This window comes from Curvibacter sp. GW821-FHT01G03 (assembly GCF_059422285.1).
Genome location: NZ_JBWKWP010000001.1, coordinates 35675 through 53622, shown reverse-complemented (window position 1 = coordinate 53622; position 17948 = coordinate 35675). Strand labels below are relative to the sequence as shown.

Genomic DNA, 17948 nt, shown 5'->3' with positions numbered 1-17948 from the left:
TGCTGGGGTGCCTAGCGGCGGCTCAGGCCTGCGCCTCAAGTCGCTGCGGCGCGGCCGCAAAGCGGGCGGGCAGGTCGGGCGCGCGAGGCAGGAAGCGCCCGGCACGGGCCCCGGTGGCCTGCCCCTGGCGGTACGACAGCACACCGTTGACCCACACCGCCTCAATGCCCGCAGCACGCTGCTGGGGGTTGTCAAAGGTCGCGGTGTCACGCACCGTGCGGGGGTCGAACAACACCAGATCCGCCCAGTACCCGTCCACCAGGCGGCCCCGCTGCGCCAGGCCATAGCGGGCCGCCGACAGACCGGTCATTTTTCGAAGGGCTTCAGGCAGAGCAAACAGGCCCTCCTCGCGGGCATAGTGGCCCAGGACCCGCGGAAAGGCGCCCCACAAGCGCGGATGCGGATGGGGGTCTTCAGGCAAGCCATCCGAGCCCACCATGGACATGGGATGGGACAGGATGCGGCGCACATCGCCCTCGTTCATGCCGTGGTAGACCGCGCCCGCAGGCTGCAGCAGGCGCGCCGCCTCCAGCAGGCTGGTCTGCCATTTCCGCGCGATCGCCGCCAGGGTCTGGCCGGCCATGTCGGGGTGGGGGGTGGACCAGGTGATGAAGATGTCGAATTCGTCGGTGACCTGTTTGAGGTCAAGCGTGGAGGAACTGGCAGCGTAGGGATAGCAGTCGCACCCCACGGGCTGCATGCGGGCGGCACCTTCCATGGCGGCCAGCACTTCGGTGCTGCGCCCCCAGTTGCGAGCACCCGCGCACTTGAGGTGCGACACGATCAGGGGGCTGGGCCCGTGGCGGGCCACGTCAAAGGCCTCATCGAGGGCCTCCAGAATGGGCTCGAACTCGCTGCGCAAATGGGTGGTGTAGAGGGCCCCGTGGGCCGCTACCTCGGCCACCAGGCGTTTGAGCTCATCGGTGCTGGCCGCAAAGGCCGAGGCATAGGCCAGACCGGTGCTCAAGCCCAGAGCACCCGCCGCCAGGCTATCGGCCAGCTCCAGCCGCATGGCCTCGATTTCAGCCGGGTGAGCGGCCCGGTCCAGGTCATCGAGGTGGTTGCTGCGCAAGGCCGTGTGCCCCACCAAGGCGGCCACGTTGACCGCCGGCTGCGCCGCCTCGATGGCCTGGCGGTAATCGGCAAAACGCGGGTACTTGAACGCCGAATCCGGCCCCAGCAGGTTCATGGGGTCGGGTGCGCCGCCGCGCAAGCGCACTGGCGATGCGCTGATGCCGCAATTGCCCACCACCACCGTGGTCACGCCCTGGCTGATCTTGGGCAGCATCTCGGGCTGGCGGATCACCACGGTGTCGTCATGCGTGTGCACATCGATGAAGCCGGGCGCCAGTGCCAATCCATGGGCATCGACCTCGACCCGGGCCGCCGGCCGGGGCGCGTCACCCTGAAACAGGCGCAGCCGCCCGACGGCGTCTACCCCCACATCGGCCAGGCAGCCAGCCTGGCCAGTACCGTCGTACACCGTGGCGTGGCGAATCAGCGTGTCGAGCGTGTCCATCACAACACCCCGGCCAGGGCCCACACCAGGCCAAACGCCACCACCGAGATCAAGGTCTCGAGCACGGTCCAGGTTTTCAGCGTCTGCACCACGCTCATGTTGAAGTACTCTTTGATCAGCCAGAAGCCGCCGTCATTGACGTGCGACAGGATCAGCGAGCCTGCGCCGGTGGCCAGCACCAGCAATTCAGGGTGGGGATACTGCGTGGCCAGGGCGATCGGCGCCACGATGCCCGCCGAGGTGGTCATGGCCACGGTGGCCGAACCAGTCGCCACCCGCATCAGCGCAGCCAGCAGCCAGCCCAGCAACAGAGGCGAAAGCTGGAAGGCGGCCGACAGCGCCACGATCTGCGTGGTCACACCCGAATCCACCAGAATGCGGTTAAGGCCGCCCCCTGCGCCCACCAGCAAGGTGATGCCCGCGGTGGGTGCCAGGCACTCCTGCGAGAACTTGAGAACGTCTTCGCGTGAAAAGCCACGCGCCAGGCCCAGTGTCCAGAAACTGACCACGGTGGCGATCAACAGCGCGATCACCGAATTGCCGACGAACAGCAGAAAACCGTTCAAGGCACTGCCAGCAGGCGCCAGCACAGGGGCCCAACCGCCCAGCAGCATCAGCGCCACGGGCAACAGCACGGTGAACATGGTGATGCCGAAGCCCGGCAGAGATCGGGTGCCGGTGTCGCGGTCCGTGAACTGGTCGGCCATCGGATTGTGGGCGGGCAGCACGATGCGTGGCGCCACAAATTTGGCGAACAGCGGGCCGGCAATGATGGCCGTGGGCACACCGACCAGAATCGCGTACGCCACCGTCTTGCCCACCTCGGCGCCATAGGCGCCCACCGCCATCATGGCGGCCGGGTGCGGTGGCACCAGGCCGTGCACCACCGACAGGCCTGCCACCATGGGCAGCCCCACCATCAGCATCGACACCCCCGTGCGCCGGGCCACGGTGAAGGCGATCGGGATCAGCAGCACAAAGCCCACCTCGAAGAACAAGGGCAGACCGCAGACGAACGCAATGCAGACCATGGCCCAGTGCGCGTTGCGCTCGCCAAAGCGATCGATCAAGGTCAGCGCAATGCGGTCGGCACCACCGGACTCGGCCATCATCTTGCCCAGCATGGTGCCAAGAGCCACCACCAGGGCAATGTGCCCAAGGGTCTTGCCGACGCCAGTCTCGTAGGCGCCCATGATGTCCTTGGCCGGCATGCCAGCCACCAGCGCCAGGCCCAGGGACACCAGGGTCAGCACGATGAAGGGGTTGATGCGGTAGCGTGCAATCAGCAGCACCAACGCCACGATGGCGATGAGCGCGTAAAGCAGCAAAGAGGGGTTAGCGACAGCGGGCACGGGGTCTCCTTGGTTGTTTCTTGTAGCAAACGGTTCAATGGGTGCCATCCGCAGGACGGCGCCGACGCACCGATCCAGAGCGGCCTGGCAAGCAGGTCTCACGGGGCGGTCCGACGGGCCGTCGGCGGGTCAGGGCCTCAGCGTCAGAACAGGGTCTCGACAGCGCTCAGCACCTGGTAGTGCTCGTCGACCAGCAACAGCTGACGCCATTTGTCGAAAGTCAGACAGGGGTGGGAGATGTCGAAGATCAGGATGTCGCCCACCCGCAGGTCAGCCCCCTCCGGCACGCTCATGAAGGCGTGCTGATCCATCATCGCCGTCAGCACCCAATCCTCAGGGGCTGGCCGCACACCGGCAAACCCGCCTGGGCGGGCCTGCAGGCTCACGGTGGGCAGGCCGGCATCAAACGCCGCATCGCGCTTGCCCAGCGCGATGATGGCGCGCCCGGGCTCCGGCAGGGACTGCACGTGGGCGCACAACTGCAAGGCTGGCAACAGGCTTTGACCCATCTCGCGGGCGACCGGGTTGTCGGCCCGGATGCGCCGCTCGGCCTGGCGGTAAATACCGACGTCGTGCGTCAGGTAACAGCCCGGGCGCAGCACCACGTCCAGCGTACAGCCCAGGTCCTGGCGCGAAAACACCTCGGCCACCACGTCAAACCAGGCAGAACCGGCCCCCGAAAGCAGCACCGTGTCCTCGGCAAACCGCTGCTCGGCCGCCAGCGCCCGGGTCCGCTCCAGCACGTGCTGCAAAAAGCCCCGGATCGCGTCAGACTGCTGCAACACCCCCTCATAGACCTCCACCCCGACCAGGGCCAGCGCGCGGGGCCAGCGCGCCAGGGCGGCCAGACACTCGGCCTCCTGGGCCGCGTCGCGCACCCCGGTGCGCCCCCCAGGCACGCCGTACTCGATCAGCACCCGCAGGCGCTGCCCCACTTCGGTGAAGAAATGCCCCAGCGCGTCAATGTTGGCCGCCGAATCGACAATGCAGCAGAAACTGAAATCAGGGTCCTGGGCCTGGATGCGGGCAATCAGCGCCATGTTGCCGCGCCCCACCAGTTGATTGGCCATCAGGATGCGGCGCACACCGTGGCGGTACGCGGCGTTGACCTGCGAGGCCGTCGCCAGCGTGATGCCCCAGGCGCCATGCTCAAGCTGTCGATGGAACAGCGCCGGGCTCATGGTGGTCTTGCCATGGGGCGCCAACTGCACGCCATAGCGGGCCATGAAGGACTGCATCCAGCGCAGGTTGTGCTCGATACAACTCTCGCGAAGCACGGCCACCGGCAGGCTGACCTCATCATCAAGAATTCGCCATTGCAAGTCCTTGAGCTGGGCCGGCGTACACCCGGCGGGCGCCGCGCCCAAACCCTTGGTATCGAAGTTCAGGGGGGCCTGGGTAAAAGAGGCTGAAAGAGGAGCTGCAGTGTTCATCATCGATCCTGGTCTGGACCGAGATTCTTGGCGATGGCGACTGTTTCGCGTTTGGGATTTTCAAACACTTGTGACTCGCAACACCTGGTCACAGGTGCACGCCTTCCAAGGACTGTGCGGGCCAAGCCGGTAAAATCACAGGTCGCGGGCCAGGCTCAGGCCTCCGCCCTTGGCTCCAACGATGGATCCGCCGCCCCTGGCGGCTGCCGGCCAGCCCTGAGTGCTTGCCGGCCAGGCCACGACAACCCTCTGCCTCAATCGGACAAAGACCTTGAGCTTTCTCGAAGAAACCCGCCGCCGCCGCACTTTCGCGATCATTTCCCACCCGGACGCGGGCAAGACCACGCTGACCGAAAAACTGCTGCTGTTCTCGGGCGCGATCCAGATCGCCGGCTCGGTGAAGGCGCGCAAGGCCAGTCGCCACGCCACCTCGGACTGGATGGAAATCGAAAAGCAGCGCGGCATTTCGGTGGCCTCGTCGGTGATGCAGATGCTGTACCGCGACCATGTGATCAACCTGCTCGACACCCCGGGCCACAAAGACTTCTCGGAAGACACCTACCGGGTGCTGACCGCCGTCGATTCGGCCTTGATGGTGATCGATGCCGCCAACGGTGTGGAATCGCAGACTCGCCGACTGATCGAGGTCTGCCGTCAACGCGACACCCCCATCCTCACCTTCGTCAACAAGATGGACCGCGAAGTGCGCGAGCCACTGGACATTCTCGACGAGGTGGAGCGCGAGCTGGGCATGCCCTGCGTGCCCATGACCTGGCCCGTGGGCCAGGGCAAGAGCTTTGCCGGCATCATCAACCTGCGCACCCAGGCCATGACGGTGTTCGAGGCTGGCAGCGAACGCCTGCCGCACGACTTTGAATCCATCCCCTTGTCTGAGCGCGCCACACTGGTCAAGCGCTTCGGCAGCGAATTTGAGGCGGCCGTGGAGGCCATGGAGCTGGCCACGGGCGCCTCGCCCAGCTACGACCATGACGCCTTCCTGGCGGGCAAGCAGACCCCGGTGTTCTTTGGCTCGGGGGTGAATAATTTTGGGGTGATGGAGGTGCTTGACGCCTTGGTCGATCTGGCGCCTCCGCCGCAATCGCGCACGAGCACCGTGGTCGTCAACCGCCAGCCGGTCGAAAAAGTGATCCAGCCTGAGGATGACGCGTTTTCAGGCGTGGTGTTCAAGGTGCAGGCCAACATGGACGCCAACCACCGCGACCGCATCGCCTTTGTGCGCATGGCCTCGGGCAAATACACGCCCGGCATGAAGCTGCGTGTGCAACGCACGGCCAAGGAGCTGCGGCCCACCAGCGTGGTGACCTTTCTGTCGCAGCGGCGCGAAGCCGTGGATGAAGCCTATGCCGGCGACATCATCGGCTTCACCACCCATGGCGGCGTGCAACTGGGCGACACCATCACCGACGGTGCCAGCCTGCAGTTCACCGGCCTGCCCTTCTTTGCGCCCGAGCTGTTCATGAACGTGATCCTGAAAAACCCGCTGCGCACCAAACAGTTGCAACAGGGCCTGGCCCAGTTGGGCGAAGAAGGCGCCATCCAGGTCTTCAAGCCCGACATGGGGGGAGCCATGTTGCTGGGTGCGGTGGGTCAGCTGCAGTTTGAGGTGGTGCAGCACCGCCTCAAGACCGAGTACGACGCCGACGTGCGCCTGGAGAGCAGCCAATACACCGGGGCCCGCTGGATCACCGCCGACACCCCCGCCGAGCTCAAGGCCTTCACCGACGCCTACCCACTGCGTCTGGCCCACGACGCTGCCAACACCCTGGCCTATCTGTGCACCTCACCCTATGACGTGCGTCTGGCCCAGGAGCGCTTCCCGAAAATCCATTTCCACCCCTTGCGCGAGCACGCGGGCCTGGCCCTGCAGACGGCGGGTTGAAGGCCATGAAAGCCGAAACCGGCCCATCAAGGGCCTCGGCACGCGCCGTGATCCGTCAACTGTTCTGGTTCGGGGTCTCGGGTGTGCTGGGCCTGCTGGTCGACATGGCGGTGCTGTGGCTGCTCACCCCCTGGCTGGGCCTTTATGGTGGGCGGGTGCTGTCCTTCCTGTGTGCCGCCACCACCACCTGGGCCTTCAACCGCCGCCAGACCTTTGCACCGACCGGCCGCCAGGGCAAGACGCTGGTGGCTGAATATGTGGCCTACCTGGGCACCATGAGCGTGGGCGGGGTCATCAACTACAGCGCCTATGTGGCCTTTGTTCATCACTTTCCCGAACTGAAAGGATCCGCCATGCTGGGCGTCGCCGTCGGGAGCCTGGCAGGCATGTGCGTCAACTTCCTGAGTGCGCGGTTTCTGGTGTTTCGTCGTCTGTCGCATACCGGCCGCCATTGAGATGATCACGACTGTCAATCGGTGGAGCCTGTGTAGCCGCCCCTCTGACAAACATCGTCCCGCTTAACCCGAGACACCTTCATGAAGCTGAGTCAATGCTTGGAAAGGCACAACAACAACTTCGATTTGCTGCGCCTCATTTTTGCAGCCCTGGTGATCGTCGGCCACGCCTATGCGCTGGTACCTGCTGCCGAAGGACGAGGGGATTTTGTCCAAGCACTGCTGGGGTTCGACTATGCAGGCTCACTGGCGGTGAAATCGTTTTTCTTTCTCAGCGGGCTGATGGTCAGCAACAGCCCATCCCTGCGCCATGACCTGCCCGGCTTCATCGGCGCCCGCGTCTTTCGCATCTTTCCTGGCTTGATCGTCTGCACCGTGTTCTGCATGGCCGTGGTGGGCCCGATCATGACCCGCATGCCGCTGGGCGACTACCTGACCCACCCAGCGACCCGCAGCTATGCAAACAACATGCTGCTGAGCCTGCAATGGACCCTGCCGGGGGTCTTCGAATTGAACCGCATGAACGCGGTCAACGGATCACTCTGGACGCTGCCGTCTGAGGTGTATTGCTATTCGATGCTGGTGGCACTGAGTCTGATCGGCCTGATGGCAACGCCCATGCTCAGCACGGTGCTCGCTGTCGGCGTGATCGCTGCAGGCTTTTGGGCGCCAGACACCATGGCGACCCTGAAGTTTGACGGTGAAGCCCGCCTGCTGCCGGCGTGCTTTGCGCTGGGCATGTTGATGGCCTTGAACAAAGACCGGATCGAGGTCCGGGCCAGCATCGCAACCGGCTTGTTGCTGCTGACCCTGCTGCTGCGACAAAGCCCCCTGTTTCAGGCGCTGGTGTACCTGAGCCTGTTCTACGGTTCGCTGGTGATCGCCAGCGCTCGCGGGTTCAGAAAGCTGCAAACGCCCGGTGACTTCTCTTATGGCGTTTACCTGTACGGATTTCCTGCCCAACAAATGGCCGTCGCATGGTGGCCTCAGTGGGGAATCCATGCCAATCAGATTTTTGGCTTCGGCTTGGCACTTGCCCTGGCAGCCGCATCTTGGTACGCCGTGGAAAAGCCAGCCATGCGCCTTGGAAAACGTTGGGTCACCTTCTGCGCCTCTCGCCCCTTCATGCAGGCCCTCACACCGAATCGCCTCAACCATCCACCATGAGCCAGCCTCACCCCACGCTGCAGAGCTTGACCAATTTGCCGGCAGAGCAGGCCGCTCCCCTGCAAGGCCTTCTCACCGACATCGACGACACCCTCACGACGGACGGTGCCATCACGCCCGAAGCCTTGCAGGCCTTGCATGATCTGAAATCGGCGGGATTGCGGGTGGTGGCCATCACGGGGCGGCCTGTGGGCTGGAGCGAGCCCTTTGCGCGGACCTGGCCGCTGGATGCCATCGTGGCAGAGAACGGCGCTGTGGCCTTGATCCCCCAGGCCGACGGCAGCTTGCGGCGGTGCTACCAGCAGAGTTTGGCCCTGCGAGAGCAGCAGTACCAGCGCATGGAGTCGGTGTTGCATGACATCGAAGCCAACGTGCCCGGCGCGCGCCGGGCCACCGACTCGGCCGGGCGCGAGACCGACATCGCGATCGACCACAGCGAATTCACCGAGCTGCCACCCCAGGCCATCGAACAGGTGGTGACCCGGATGCGGGCCGCGGGCATGAACGCCACCGTGAGCAGCATCCACATCAATGGCTGGTATGGCCCGCACAACAAGCTCGAAGGGGCGCGCTGGATTCTGCGTGAACTGTGGGGCTGCCCCCTGGACGAGGAACTGGACCGCTGGGTGTATGTGGGTGATTCGACCAACGACCAGCTGATGTTCCAGCACTTTCCGCTCAGCGTGGGGGTGGCCAATGTGCGCCGCTTCGTACCGCAGTTGCAGCACCTGCCGCGCTACATCACCCCCAGCGAGCGCGGTGCAGGTTTTGCTGAACTGGCCCAGGTCTTGTTGGCCGCGCGCTCAGTCTCGCCCGGCTGAGTCGGGCACCTCGATCGCCGCATCGCAACCCACGCCAGCCGCAATCCAGCGCCGGGCCAGTCGGGCCAGCAGCGGCGCGGCCCAGCGCAGGGGCGCTGGCAGGTGGACGGCCGGGGCACTGACCATGCCACAGCGGTAAATCAACAGCTCGGGCGCCCACTGCAGGGCCTTGCAGGCGCCGCGGCGGCGGCGCGACACCAGCACCCCCAGGGGACAGGGCTCGGCCAGGCAACACACGCCGCAGCCATTGCAGGGCTGTCCCCAGACCGGCTTGGACGGGGCTTCAGGGTGGATCTCGATGACACGGTGTTCGGACATGGGCAACAGGCCACGCCATCATGCCAGCCCAAGCCCGGGGCTCACGCGATCAGGCCGGCTTGTTCAGGCCCAGCTTCTCGATCAAGGCTTTTTCGCGGTTGAAGGTGTCCTGGGCAAACTTCAGGTATTGGGCGCTGTCCATGTAGTTGGGCAGCATGTCGTAGCGGCCCAGGGCCTGCACATAGCTGGGCTCTTCCATGGCCTTTTTGAACGCGTCATGCAGGCGTTTGACGACCTCGGGCGGTGTGCCGCGCGGCGCCCCGATGCCGAAGGGTGAGTTCTGCACCAGATCCAGCCCCAGCTCCTTGAGCGTGGGCGCATCAGGGAACTTGGCCAGGCGCTGCTCGCCCCAGGTGTTGAGCACGCGCAGCTTGCCGCTTTCCACCTGCGGAGCAAAGCCGGTCGAATCGGCCGCGGCCATCACGTGCCCGCCCAGCACGGCCTGCATCAGGTCGGCGCTGCCCTTGTAGGGCACATGGGTCAGCTGCAGGCCCAGCTTCTGCGCCACCTGCTCCATGGTCAGGTGCGGGCTGGTCAGGGTGCCGGTCGAGCCGAAGGTGAGCTTGCCCGGGTTGGCCTTGGCATAGGCCACAAAGTCGGCCCAGGTCTTGATCGCGCTGCTGCTGGGCACCACCAGGCCGAAGGCGTAGCCAGTGACGTTGATCACGTAGCTGATGTCCTTCACCGGGTCCCAGTTGATCTTGGTGGTGTAGGGCATGCGGAACACGCCCAGGGGGATCTGCGCCACGGTGTAGCCGTCGGGCGCCGAGCTCTGCAAGGCCTGCGCGGGCAGGGTGCCGCCTGCGCCGGGCTTGTTCTCGACGATGACGGGCTGGCCCAGGATCTTGCCGGCGTTGTCGGCCAGCTGGCGCATCGTGATGTCGGTGGGACCACCGGCCGGAAAGGCCACGATCAGCTTGACCGGTCGGGTCGGAAATGCCTGGGCGCGTGCGGCCAGCGGGCCCAGGGCCAGGGTGCTGCCAGCCAGCTTCAGCAGGGATCTTCTTTGCATAGGGGTGTCTCCAGTGACAGGGCGCCGGGCGCCGATTCGCAGGCCGCGCTTTGGCGCAGCCTGATTCCGGCACCCTAAACGATCAGACCTCGGCGACCTGTCCCCCGCGCGCCAGCACCGGCGCCAGCGCCACCCCGGTGTGGGTGGCACGCTGCACCAGCCCCTCGGGGGTGGTAGCGGCCACGATGCGGCCGCCGCCCTGCCCGCCTTCGGGACCCAGATCGATGATCCAGTCAGCCTCGGCCATCACGTCCAGGTCGTGTTCGATCACCACCACGCTGTGGCCGCCATTGACCAGGCGGTGCAGCACATGGATCAGCTTCTCGACGTCCGCCATGTGCAGACCCACGGTGGGTTCGTCCAGCACGTACAGGGTGTGCGGCGCCTTGTTGCCGCGCCGGGTCACATCGTCACGCACCTTGCTGAGCTCGGTCACCAGCTTGATGCGCTGCGCCTCGCCGCCCGACAGCGTGGGCGAGGGCTGGCCCAGGGTGAGGTAGCCCAGACCCACATCCTTGAGCAACTGCAGCGGGTGGCTGATGTTGGGCATGGAGGCGAAGAAGTCCACCGCCTCGTCCACTTCCATCTGCAACACGTCGCCGATGCTCTTGCCACGCCAGGTCACGGCCAGGGTCTCGGGGTTGAAGCGCGCGCCGTGGCAGGTCTCGCAGGGCACCTTCACATCGGGCAGAAAGCTCATCTCGATGGTGCGCACACCAGCGCCGTCGCAGGCCGGGCAGCGCCCTTCGCCGGTGTTGAACGAGAAGCGCCCGGCCGCATAGCCCCGGGCCTTGGCCTCCAGGGTTTCGGCAAACAGTTTGCGGATGGTGTCCCAGAACCCGATGTAGGTGGCCGGGCAACTGCGCGGCGTTTTGCCGATGGGGGTCTGATCGACCTCCAGCACCCGGTCGATCACCTCATAGCCCTGCACATCGGCGCAGCCGACCAGGCCCACACGGCGGCCCTCGGCCTGGGCCTGCCGCCCGGCCTGGGTGCTGCGCTGCTGCACCAGGGCCTGCACATTGGTGAGCAGAACATCGCGCGCCAGCGTCGACTTGCCCGAGCCTGACACACCCGTCACCGCCACCAGCCGCTTGAGCGGCACCTGCAAGGTGATGTTGGCCAGGTTGTGCAGGCGCGCGCCGTCGACGCTCAGCCACTGACCGCCTTCGGGCGCACTCAGCACCTCACGGCGCGGGGCCAGCGGGTGCCGGATGGCGTGCAGCAGGTAGCGGCCGGTGACCGACTCGACGCAGGCCCCGATCTCGGCGGCCGTGCCCTGGGCCACCAGGCGGCCCCCGCGTTTGCCCGCGCTGGGACCAATGTCGATGATGTGGTCGGCGTGGCGGATGGTGTCCTCGTCGTGCTCGACCACCACCAGGGTGTTGCCTTTGTCGCTGAGGTTCTGCAGCGCCTTCAGCAGGATCTGGTTGTCACGCGGGTGCAAGCCGATGGTGGGCTCGTCCAGCACGTAGCACACGCCCTGCAGATTGCTGCCCAACTGGGCCGCGAGGCGGATGCGCTGGGCTTCGCCACCGCTCAGGGTGGGGGCACCGCGGTCCAGGGTGAGGTAGCCCAGGCCGACCTCGTCCAGAAAATCGAGACGGCTGCCAATCTCGGGGATCAGATCGCGGGCGATGTCGCGCTCACGCGCACTCATCTCGTCGGGCAGGGCCAGCGAGGCCACCCAGTCGCGCACCTGCAGCACCGAGCGACGGGCGATGTCGGTGATGCCCACCTGCGCAAAGCGCACTGCCCGCGCCACCTTGTTGAGCCGGGTGCCCTCACAGCTCGGGCAGGCCTCATCGCTGAGGTCTTCCACCTCGGGTTCGGCAAAGGTCTGTTCACGCCCCTTGTTGTCGTCGTCACGCACCGAATCGTCGAGTGCCTTGCGCTGCTCCTTGCTCAGGCGCACGCCGGTGCCCACGCAATCGGGGCACCAGCCGTGCTTGCTGTTGTACGAGAACAGGCGCGGGTCCAGCTCGGCATAGCTGGTGCTGCACACCGGGCAGGCCCGTTTGGTGCTGTAGGGGGTCAGGCGGCCGATGGCCGAGGTGTCACGCCCCTCGGCCATGGCCTCCTTGAGGCCGGTCAGATCGCTCAGCACATGGACCACGCCCTTACCGTGCTCCAGCGCAGTGGCCAGGGCCTGACGCAATTCGGCCTCGTTGTCGGGCCGCACCATCAGGCTCCACACCGGCAGTTCGATGGTGTGTTCCTTGAATCGGTCGATGCGCGGAAAGCCCGTGGTGGGCAGAAACTGGCCATCCACCCGCAGGTGGGTGTAGCCGCGGGGGCGGGCCCAGTCGGCCAGCTCGGTGTAGACCCCCTTGCGGTTGATCACCAGCGGCGCCAGCAGGCCGATGTGCTGGCCACGGAACTGGCGCAGCAACTGAGAGGCAATGCTGTCGGGTGTCTGCGGCTGCACAGGGGCGCCGTCGTGGACGCAGTGCTGCACGCCCAGCTTCACATAAAGCAGGCGCAGAAAGTGCCACAACTCGGTGGTGGTCCCCACGGTGGACTTGCGCCCGCCGCGCGACAGGCGCTGCTCGATCGCCACCGTGGGCGGGATGCCGTACACCGCATCCACCTCGGGCCGCCCGGCCGGCTGCACGATGCTGCGGGCATAGGCATTGAGGCTTTCGAGGTAGCGACGCTGGCCCTCATTGAACAGAATGTCGAAGGCCAGGGTGGATTTGCCCGAGCCGCTGACCCCCGTCACCACGCTGAACTTGCCGCGGGGGATGTCGACCGACAGGCCCTTCAGGTTGTGCTCGCGGGCGTTCACGATCTGGATCGCATCGGCCCCATGGGCCGGGGCCTGCCGGCGCGGGCGCACCAGGGCCTGCAACGGCGTGCCCTCCTCGACCGAATAGGCACCCAGGCCCATGGCCCGGTCGTACTCCCGCAGCGCCTGGCCGGTGTGTGAGCTGGCATGGGCTCGCACCTCTTCGGGCGTGCCCACGGCCACCACCAGACCGCCGGCGTCACCCCCTTCCGGGCCCAGGTCGATCAGCCAGTCGCTGGCACGGATCACGTCGAGGTTGTGCTCGATCACCAACAGCGAATGCCCGGCCTCCAGCAGCTTGCGCAGGGCACGCATGAGCTTGGCGATGTCGTCGAAATGCAGGCCCGTGGTGGGTTCGTCGAACAGGAACAGCGTGCCCTTGCGCGCCACCGGCTGGCGGCTGCTGCTGCCGGCCTTGGCGGCCTCGGCCAGAAAACCGGCCAGCTTCAGGCGCTGGGCCTCGCCGCCCGACAGCGTGGGCACGGGCTGGCCCAGCTTCACGTACTCCAGACCCACGTCCACAATGGGTTGCAGGGCGCGCAGCACCTCGCGGTCGGCGGCGAACAGGCTCGCCGCCTCGCTGACCGTGAGGTCCAGCACATCCGCCACACTCAGGTGGCGGCCACCGCGCTCGATCTTGACCTCCAGGATCTCGGGCCGATAGCGCTGGCCATCGCAATCCTGGCAGCGCAGGTAGACGTCGGACAAAAACTGCATCTCGACGTGCTCGAAGCCCGAACCACCGCAGGTGGGGCAACGGCCATCGCCGCTGTTGAAGCTGAACTTGCTGGCGGTGTAGCTGCGCTGGCGGGCCATCGGCGCGGTGGCAAAAATCTCGCGCAGGGTGTCCCAGGCGCCCACATAGCTGACGGGGTTGGAGCGCGCGGTCTTGCCGATGGGCGACTGGTCGACAAACACCACATCGCCCAAGTGATCGGCGCCCAGCAGGCGGTCATGCAGGCCCGGGGTCTCCGTGGCCTTGCCGAAGTGGCGCAGCAGCGCGGGCGCCAGCACGTCCTGGATCAGCGAGGACTTGCCCGACCCCGACACCCCGGTCACACACACCAGGCGCTGCAACGGAATCTCGACCGACACGTTCTGCAGGTTGTGCTCGCGCGCCCCCTCCAGGATCAGGCGCGGTGTGTTGTCGCTGACCAGGCGCTTGAAGCCCATGCCCACCTGTTTGCGCGCGCCCAGGTACTGGCCGGTCAGGGTATCGGCACGGCGCAGGTCTTCGGTGGACCCGTCAAACACGATCTGCCCGCCGCGTTCGCCGGGGCCCGGGCCCATGTCGATCATGCGGTCGGCCGCCAGCATCACGGCCGGGTCGTGCTCGACCACCACCAGGGTGTTGCCGGCATCGCGCAGCCGGTGCATGGCCTCGGTGATGCGGTTCATGTCGCGCGGGTGCAGGCCGATGCTGGGCTCGTCCAGCACGAACAGCGTGTTGACCAGGGAGGTGCCCAGCGCGGTGGTCAGGTTGATGCGCTGCACCTCGCCACCCGACAGGGTGCGGCTTTGCCGGTCCAGCGTGAGGTAACCAATGCCCACATCGCACAGGTACCTGAGGCGGGTGGTGATTTCCTCGTACAGCAGCTTGAGGGCCTGGGCCTCGCCGTCCGAGCCGTGGCCCGGCAGGTGCAGTGCGTCGAAGAAACGGCGCAGGCGATCGAGCGGCAACAGCATCAGGTCATGCAAGCACAGGCCGGGCAAGGCCTCAAGCTGATCGCGCGACCAGGCCACCCCGGCCGGCATGAAACGCTTGGCCGGCGCCAACACGGCATCGGCGGCCTCGCGGCTGCCGATGCGCCACAGCAGGCTTTCGGTCTTCAGGCGCGCGCCCGCACAGGTTTCGCAAGGCGTGTAGCTGCGGTATTTGGACAACAGCACCCGGATGTGCATCTTGTAGCTCTTGGTCTCCAGGTACTCGAAGAAACGTTTGACGCCGTACCAGTGCTGGTTCCACTTGCCGTTCCAGTTGGGCGAGCCCTGGATCACCCATTTCTGCTGCTCGGGGGTCAGCTTGTACCAGGGCGTGTCCCGCGGGATGCCGGCGGCCTCGGCATGGCGCATCAGGTCGTCCTGGCACTCGGCCCAGGCCGGGGTCTGCATGGGTTTGATCGCGCCGGCCCGCAGCGTGAGCTTGTCGTTCGGGATCACCAGGCCGTAATCCACCCCGATCACACGCCCGAAGCCACGGCACACCTCGCAAGCGCCCACGGCCGAGTTGAAGGAGAACGCCGACGGGATCGGCTCGCTGTAACGCAGCTCGCTGTCGGGGCAGTGCAAGCCGGTGGAAAAGCGCCACAGCTCGGGCTCGCTATCGTCGCCCGCCAGGGCATACACGTTCAGGCGACCACTGCCGCGCTTGAGCGCGGTCTCGATGGCCTCGATCACCCGCACTTTCTCGGCGTTGCCCGCACGCAGGCGGTCGGCCACCACATCCAGAACTTTGCGCGGACCAGTGGGCGTGGCCACCTCGCGCTCGGCCTGCACCCGGGTGAAACCGCTGGCCGCCAGCCACTGGCTCACCTCGTCGGCGGTGGCGCTGGCCGGCAGTTCGACCGGAAAGGTCAGGATCAGGCGCGGCTCCACGCCGTCAATGCTGGCGGCCTGGGCCCGCGCCAGCAACTGGGTGTAGATGGTCTCGGGCGAATCATGGCGCACCGGCTGGGCGGTCTGGCGGTCGAACAAGGCGCCAGCGCGAGCGAACAAGAGCTTCAGGTGATCGTTCAACTCGGTCATCGTGCCCACGGTCGAGCGCGAACTGCGCACCGGGTTGGTCTGATCGATGGCGATCGCCGGCGGTACGCCCTCCACCCGGTCCACGGCGGGCTTGTCCATGCGATCAAGAAACTGGCGCGCATAGGCCGAGAAAGTTTCGACGTAACGCCGCTGCCCCTCGGCGTACAGGGTGTCAAACACCAGACTCGACTTGCCTGAACCACTGGGCCCCGTGACCACGGTCAGCTCACCCGTTCGGATGTCCAGATCAAGGTTCTTGAGGTTGTGCTGGCGGGCACCGCGGATTTTGATGATTCCCTGGGTCATGGTCGGCTGGTTCCTGTGGAGGCCAAACATTCTAGGCAGGCCACCGCAATGCCGGCATGACACAGGCCAAAGCCCTTCAAACCCGCCACCGGCACCCTCACAGTGGTGACTCGCGACCTCAAGTGCAGGATCAGCTGGCAACGCCCCCTGGCTGATCGGCTCAGGCCCATAACGAAGAGGTCAGGCCGGCGCCGGGCCGCCCCAAGGCGGCCTGCGGCCCCCTTGGGGGGCAGCGACCACACGAAGTGAGGGAGCGTGGGGGCGCTACTCAATCACCACTGTAGATATCGACCTGCCGAGTCTCTGGCACAAACACCAACCCGATGGCCAGGGTGGCCGCCGCGATCACCACCGGGTACCACAGGCCATGGAACATGTTGCCGTTCTGCGCCACCATGGCAAAGCTGATGGTGGGCAACAGGCCGCCAAACCAGCCGTTGCCCACGTGGTAGGGCAGGCTCATCGAGGTGTAGCGGATGCGGGTGGGGAACAACTCGACCAGCATGGCCGCAATCGGTGCGTAGACCATGGTCACATAGATCACCAACAGGGTCAGGATGAGCACGATGGTCACATGGTCCACCTTGGCCGGATCAGCCTGGGGCGGGTAGCCCGCACTCTTCAGGGCCTCGCCCACCTGCTTCTTGAATGCACTGATGGCGCGATAGCTCTCATCGTCAAACTTGTGGTTGACCACCCGCCCCACCGGGGCCGTGATGTCTTGCTCGCCAATGCGCACCCGCGCCGGGCCGCCAGCCGCCGACACCTGATTGGAGTAACTCACCGCGTTCTGGGCCAGGAAGCGCTTGGCGATGTCACACGAGCGGTAAAAGTCGATCTCACGGGCCACCGGGTTGCCCTGGAACGAGCAGTCCCCCGCGGCCGCGATCACCACGATCTGATTGCGCGCCTGGGCCGCCGCCAGGTCGGGGTTGGCCGCCTGGGTCAGCGCCTTGAACAGGGGGAAGTAACTCACGGTGGCCAGCAGCAGACCGGCCAGGATGATGGGTTTGCGCCCGATGCGGTCGGACAGCGTGCCGAACACGATGAAAAAAGGCGTGCCCAACAGCAGGGCCACGGCGGTCAGGATGTTGGCGGTGGAGCCATCCACCCGCAGCACGTTGGTCAGGAAAAAGGGCGCATAGAACTGCCCCGTGTACCAGACCACCGCCTGCCCGGCCACCAAGCCAAACAAGGCCAGCAACACCACCCGCAGGTTCTTCCATTGACCAAAAGATTCTGTCAGCGGGGCCTTGGAGGTCTTGCCCTCGGCCTTCATCTGCTTGAAGGCAGGCGATTCGTTCATGGACAGGCGGATGAACACAGACACCCCCAGCAACAGGATGGAGATCAGAAAGGGAATGCGCCAGCCCCAATCGGCAAAAGCCGCCTCGCCCACCAGATTGCGCACGCCCAGGATGACGACCAGGGACAGGAACAGGCCGAGCGTGGCCGTGGTCTGGATCCAGGCCGTGTAGGCACCACGGCGCCCGGGCGGTGAATGCTCGGCCACGTAGGTGGCGGCCCCGCCATATTCACCGCCCAGGGCCAGGCCCTGCAACATGCGCAGGGCCACCAGGATCACCGGCGCCGCCAGCCCCACCGTGGCATACGAGGGCAGGATGCCCACGATGAAGGTGGACATGCCCATGATCAGGATCGTGACCAGAAAGGTGTACTTGCGCCCGATCATGTCGCCCAACCGACCGAACACGAGCGCACCGAAGGGCCGCACGATGAACCCGGCCGCAAAGGCCAGCAGCGCAAAAATGAAGGCTGAACTCGGGTCCAACCCCGAGAAGAACTGCTGCGCGATGATGCCGGCCAACGAACCATACAGGTAGAAGTCGTACCACTCGAAGACGGTTCCGAGTGAGGACGCGACGATGACACGGCGCTCCTCGGGTGTCATGGGTCGTGCAGGGGCTGCCATGGTGTGTCTCCGTTGATGGGGGCCAGCGATCCGGCCCAGGCTGTGGCAGCCACTATCAGAAGCTACTCTGACCGAACCCTGACAAACAGACTTGGGACAAGCCCTGATGCAAGGGTAAACACGGGTCAGGGGTTTACCCGATCCCGCTGCCGCCCGTCGACGGCTGAACGGTCAACCACATACCGTTCAGCGCGCCACA

At 65.9% G+C, this 17948-nt stretch carries 11 protein-coding genes; 4 read left to right on the top strand and 7 right to left on the bottom strand.

What is annotated here, in order from left to right; all coding sequences use genetic code 11:
* Positions 1 to 22: 22 nt before the first annotated feature.
* The 3 genes from AC07VS_RS00240 to AC07VS_RS00230 form a co-directional block, all read right to left on the bottom strand.
* Entirely contained in the window at positions 23 to 1519 is a 1497-nt protein-coding gene (locus tag AC07VS_RS00240; RefSeq protein ID WP_494749925.1) for an N-acyl-D-amino-acid deacylase family protein, read from the bottom strand.
* The gene (locus AC07VS_RS00235; protein WP_492347394.1) at positions 1519 to 2871 is read right to left on the bottom strand and encodes a GntT/GntP/DsdX family permease; all 1353 of its coding nucleotides are present in this window, start codon (positions 2869 to 2871) and stop codon (positions 1519 to 1521) included. Before AC07VS_RS00235 ends, AC07VS_RS00240 begins: the two co-directional genes overlap by 1 nt.
* 143 nt (positions 2872 to 3014) lie before the next feature.
* Positions 3015 to 4304 (bottom strand): amino acid deaminase, encoded by a 1290-nt coding sequence (locus AC07VS_RS00230; protein ID WP_494749924.1) that lies wholly within the window; start codon positions 4302 to 4304, stop codon positions 3015 to 3017.
* 271 nt (positions 4305 to 4575) lie between these two features.
* On the opposite strand from AC07VS_RS00230, the gene AC07VS_RS00225 reads away from it, so the two are divergent.
* From AC07VS_RS00225 to AC07VS_RS00210, 4 genes are all read left to right on the top strand, one after another.
* Complete coding sequence (locus tag AC07VS_RS00225; RefSeq protein WP_492347396.1) at positions 4576 to 6204, top strand: peptide chain release factor 3; 1629 nt, start codon at positions 4576 to 4578, stop codon at positions 6202 to 6204.
* Positions 6205 to 6209: 5 nt separating this feature from the next.
* On the top strand, positions 6210 to 6659 hold the full coding sequence (locus AC07VS_RS00220) for a GtrA family protein (RefSeq protein ID WP_494656553.1): 450 nt from the start codon (positions 6210 to 6212) through the stop codon (positions 6657 to 6659).
* An 81-nt stretch (positions 6660 to 6740) separates the two neighbouring features.
* Complete coding sequence (locus AC07VS_RS00215; protein WP_494749923.1) at positions 6741 to 7826, top strand: acyltransferase family protein; 1086 nt, start codon at positions 6741 to 6743, stop codon at positions 7824 to 7826.
* Positions 7823 to 8647, top strand: a complete 825-nt coding sequence (locus AC07VS_RS00210; protein ID WP_494749922.1) for an HAD-IIB family hydrolase — start codon at positions 7823 to 7825, stop codon at positions 8645 to 8647. Before AC07VS_RS00215 ends, AC07VS_RS00210 begins: the two co-directional genes overlap by 4 nt.
* On the opposite strand, the gene AC07VS_RS00205 is transcribed toward AC07VS_RS00210, so the two are convergent.
* The 4 genes from AC07VS_RS00205 to AC07VS_RS00190 form a co-directional block, all read right to left on the bottom strand.
* Positions 8630 to 8965 carry a hypothetical protein gene (locus tag AC07VS_RS00205; RefSeq protein ID WP_494749921.1) on the bottom strand — a complete coding sequence of 112 codons (336 nt, stop codon included), beginning with the start codon at positions 8963 to 8965 and terminating at the stop codon, positions 8630 to 8632. The genes AC07VS_RS00210 and AC07VS_RS00205 overlap by 18 nt on opposite strands.
* A gap of 49 nt (positions 8966 to 9014) precedes the next feature.
* Positions 9015 to 9977 (bottom strand): Bug family tripartite tricarboxylate transporter substrate binding protein, encoded by a 963-nt coding sequence (locus tag AC07VS_RS00200; RefSeq protein ID WP_494656547.1) that lies wholly within the window; start codon positions 9975 to 9977, stop codon positions 9015 to 9017.
* A gap of 82 nt (positions 9978 to 10059) precedes the next feature.
* Positions 10060 to 15816: an excinuclease ABC subunit UvrA gene (gene uvrA / locus AC07VS_RS00195; protein ID WP_494749920.1), complete on the bottom strand. Its 5757-nt coding sequence runs from the start codon at positions 15814 to 15816 to the stop codon at positions 10060 to 10062.
* 268 nt (positions 15817 to 16084) lie between these two features.
* A complete protein-coding gene (locus AC07VS_RS00190; protein WP_492347404.1) occupies positions 16085 to 17749 on the bottom strand; it encodes an MFS transporter in 1665 nt (554 codons plus the stop codon).
* Positions 17750 to 17948: the final 199 nt, after the last annotated feature.

Bases quoted from the DNA above. Each gene is read 5' to 3' on its own strand.
- AC07VS_RS00220 (WP_494656553.1), top strand. From the start codon at position 6,210: ATGAAAGCCGAAACCGGCCCATCAAGGGCCTCGGCACGCGCCGTGATC.
- uvrA (WP_494749920.1), bottom strand. From the start codon at position 15,816: ATGACCCAGGGAATCATCAAAATCCGCGGTGCCCGCCAGCACAACCTC.
- AC07VS_RS00190 (WP_492347404.1), bottom strand. From the start codon at position 17,749: ATGGCAGCCCCTGCACGACCCATGACACCCGAGGAGCGCCGTGTCATC.
- AC07VS_RS00200 (WP_494656547.1), bottom strand. From the start codon at position 9,977: ATGCAAAGAAGATCCCTGCTGAAGCTGGCTGGCAGCACCCTGGCCCTG.
- AC07VS_RS00215 (WP_494749923.1), top strand. From the start codon at position 6,741: ATGAAGCTGAGTCAATGCTTGGAAAGGCACAACAACAACTTCGATTTG.
- AC07VS_RS00240 (WP_494749925.1), bottom strand. From the start codon at position 1,519: ATGGACACGCTCGACACGCTGATTCGCCACGCCACGGTGTACGACGGT.
- AC07VS_RS00210 (WP_494749922.1), top strand. From the start codon at position 7,823: ATGAGCCAGCCTCACCCCACGCTGCAGAGCTTGACCAATTTGCCGGCA.
- AC07VS_RS00230 (WP_494749924.1), bottom strand. From the start codon at position 4,304: ATGAACACTGCAGCTCCTCTTTCAGCCTCTTTTACCCAGGCCCCCCTG.
- AC07VS_RS00205 (WP_494749921.1), bottom strand. From the start codon at position 8,965: ATGTCCGAACACCGTGTCATCGAGATCCACCCTGAAGCCCCGTCCAAG.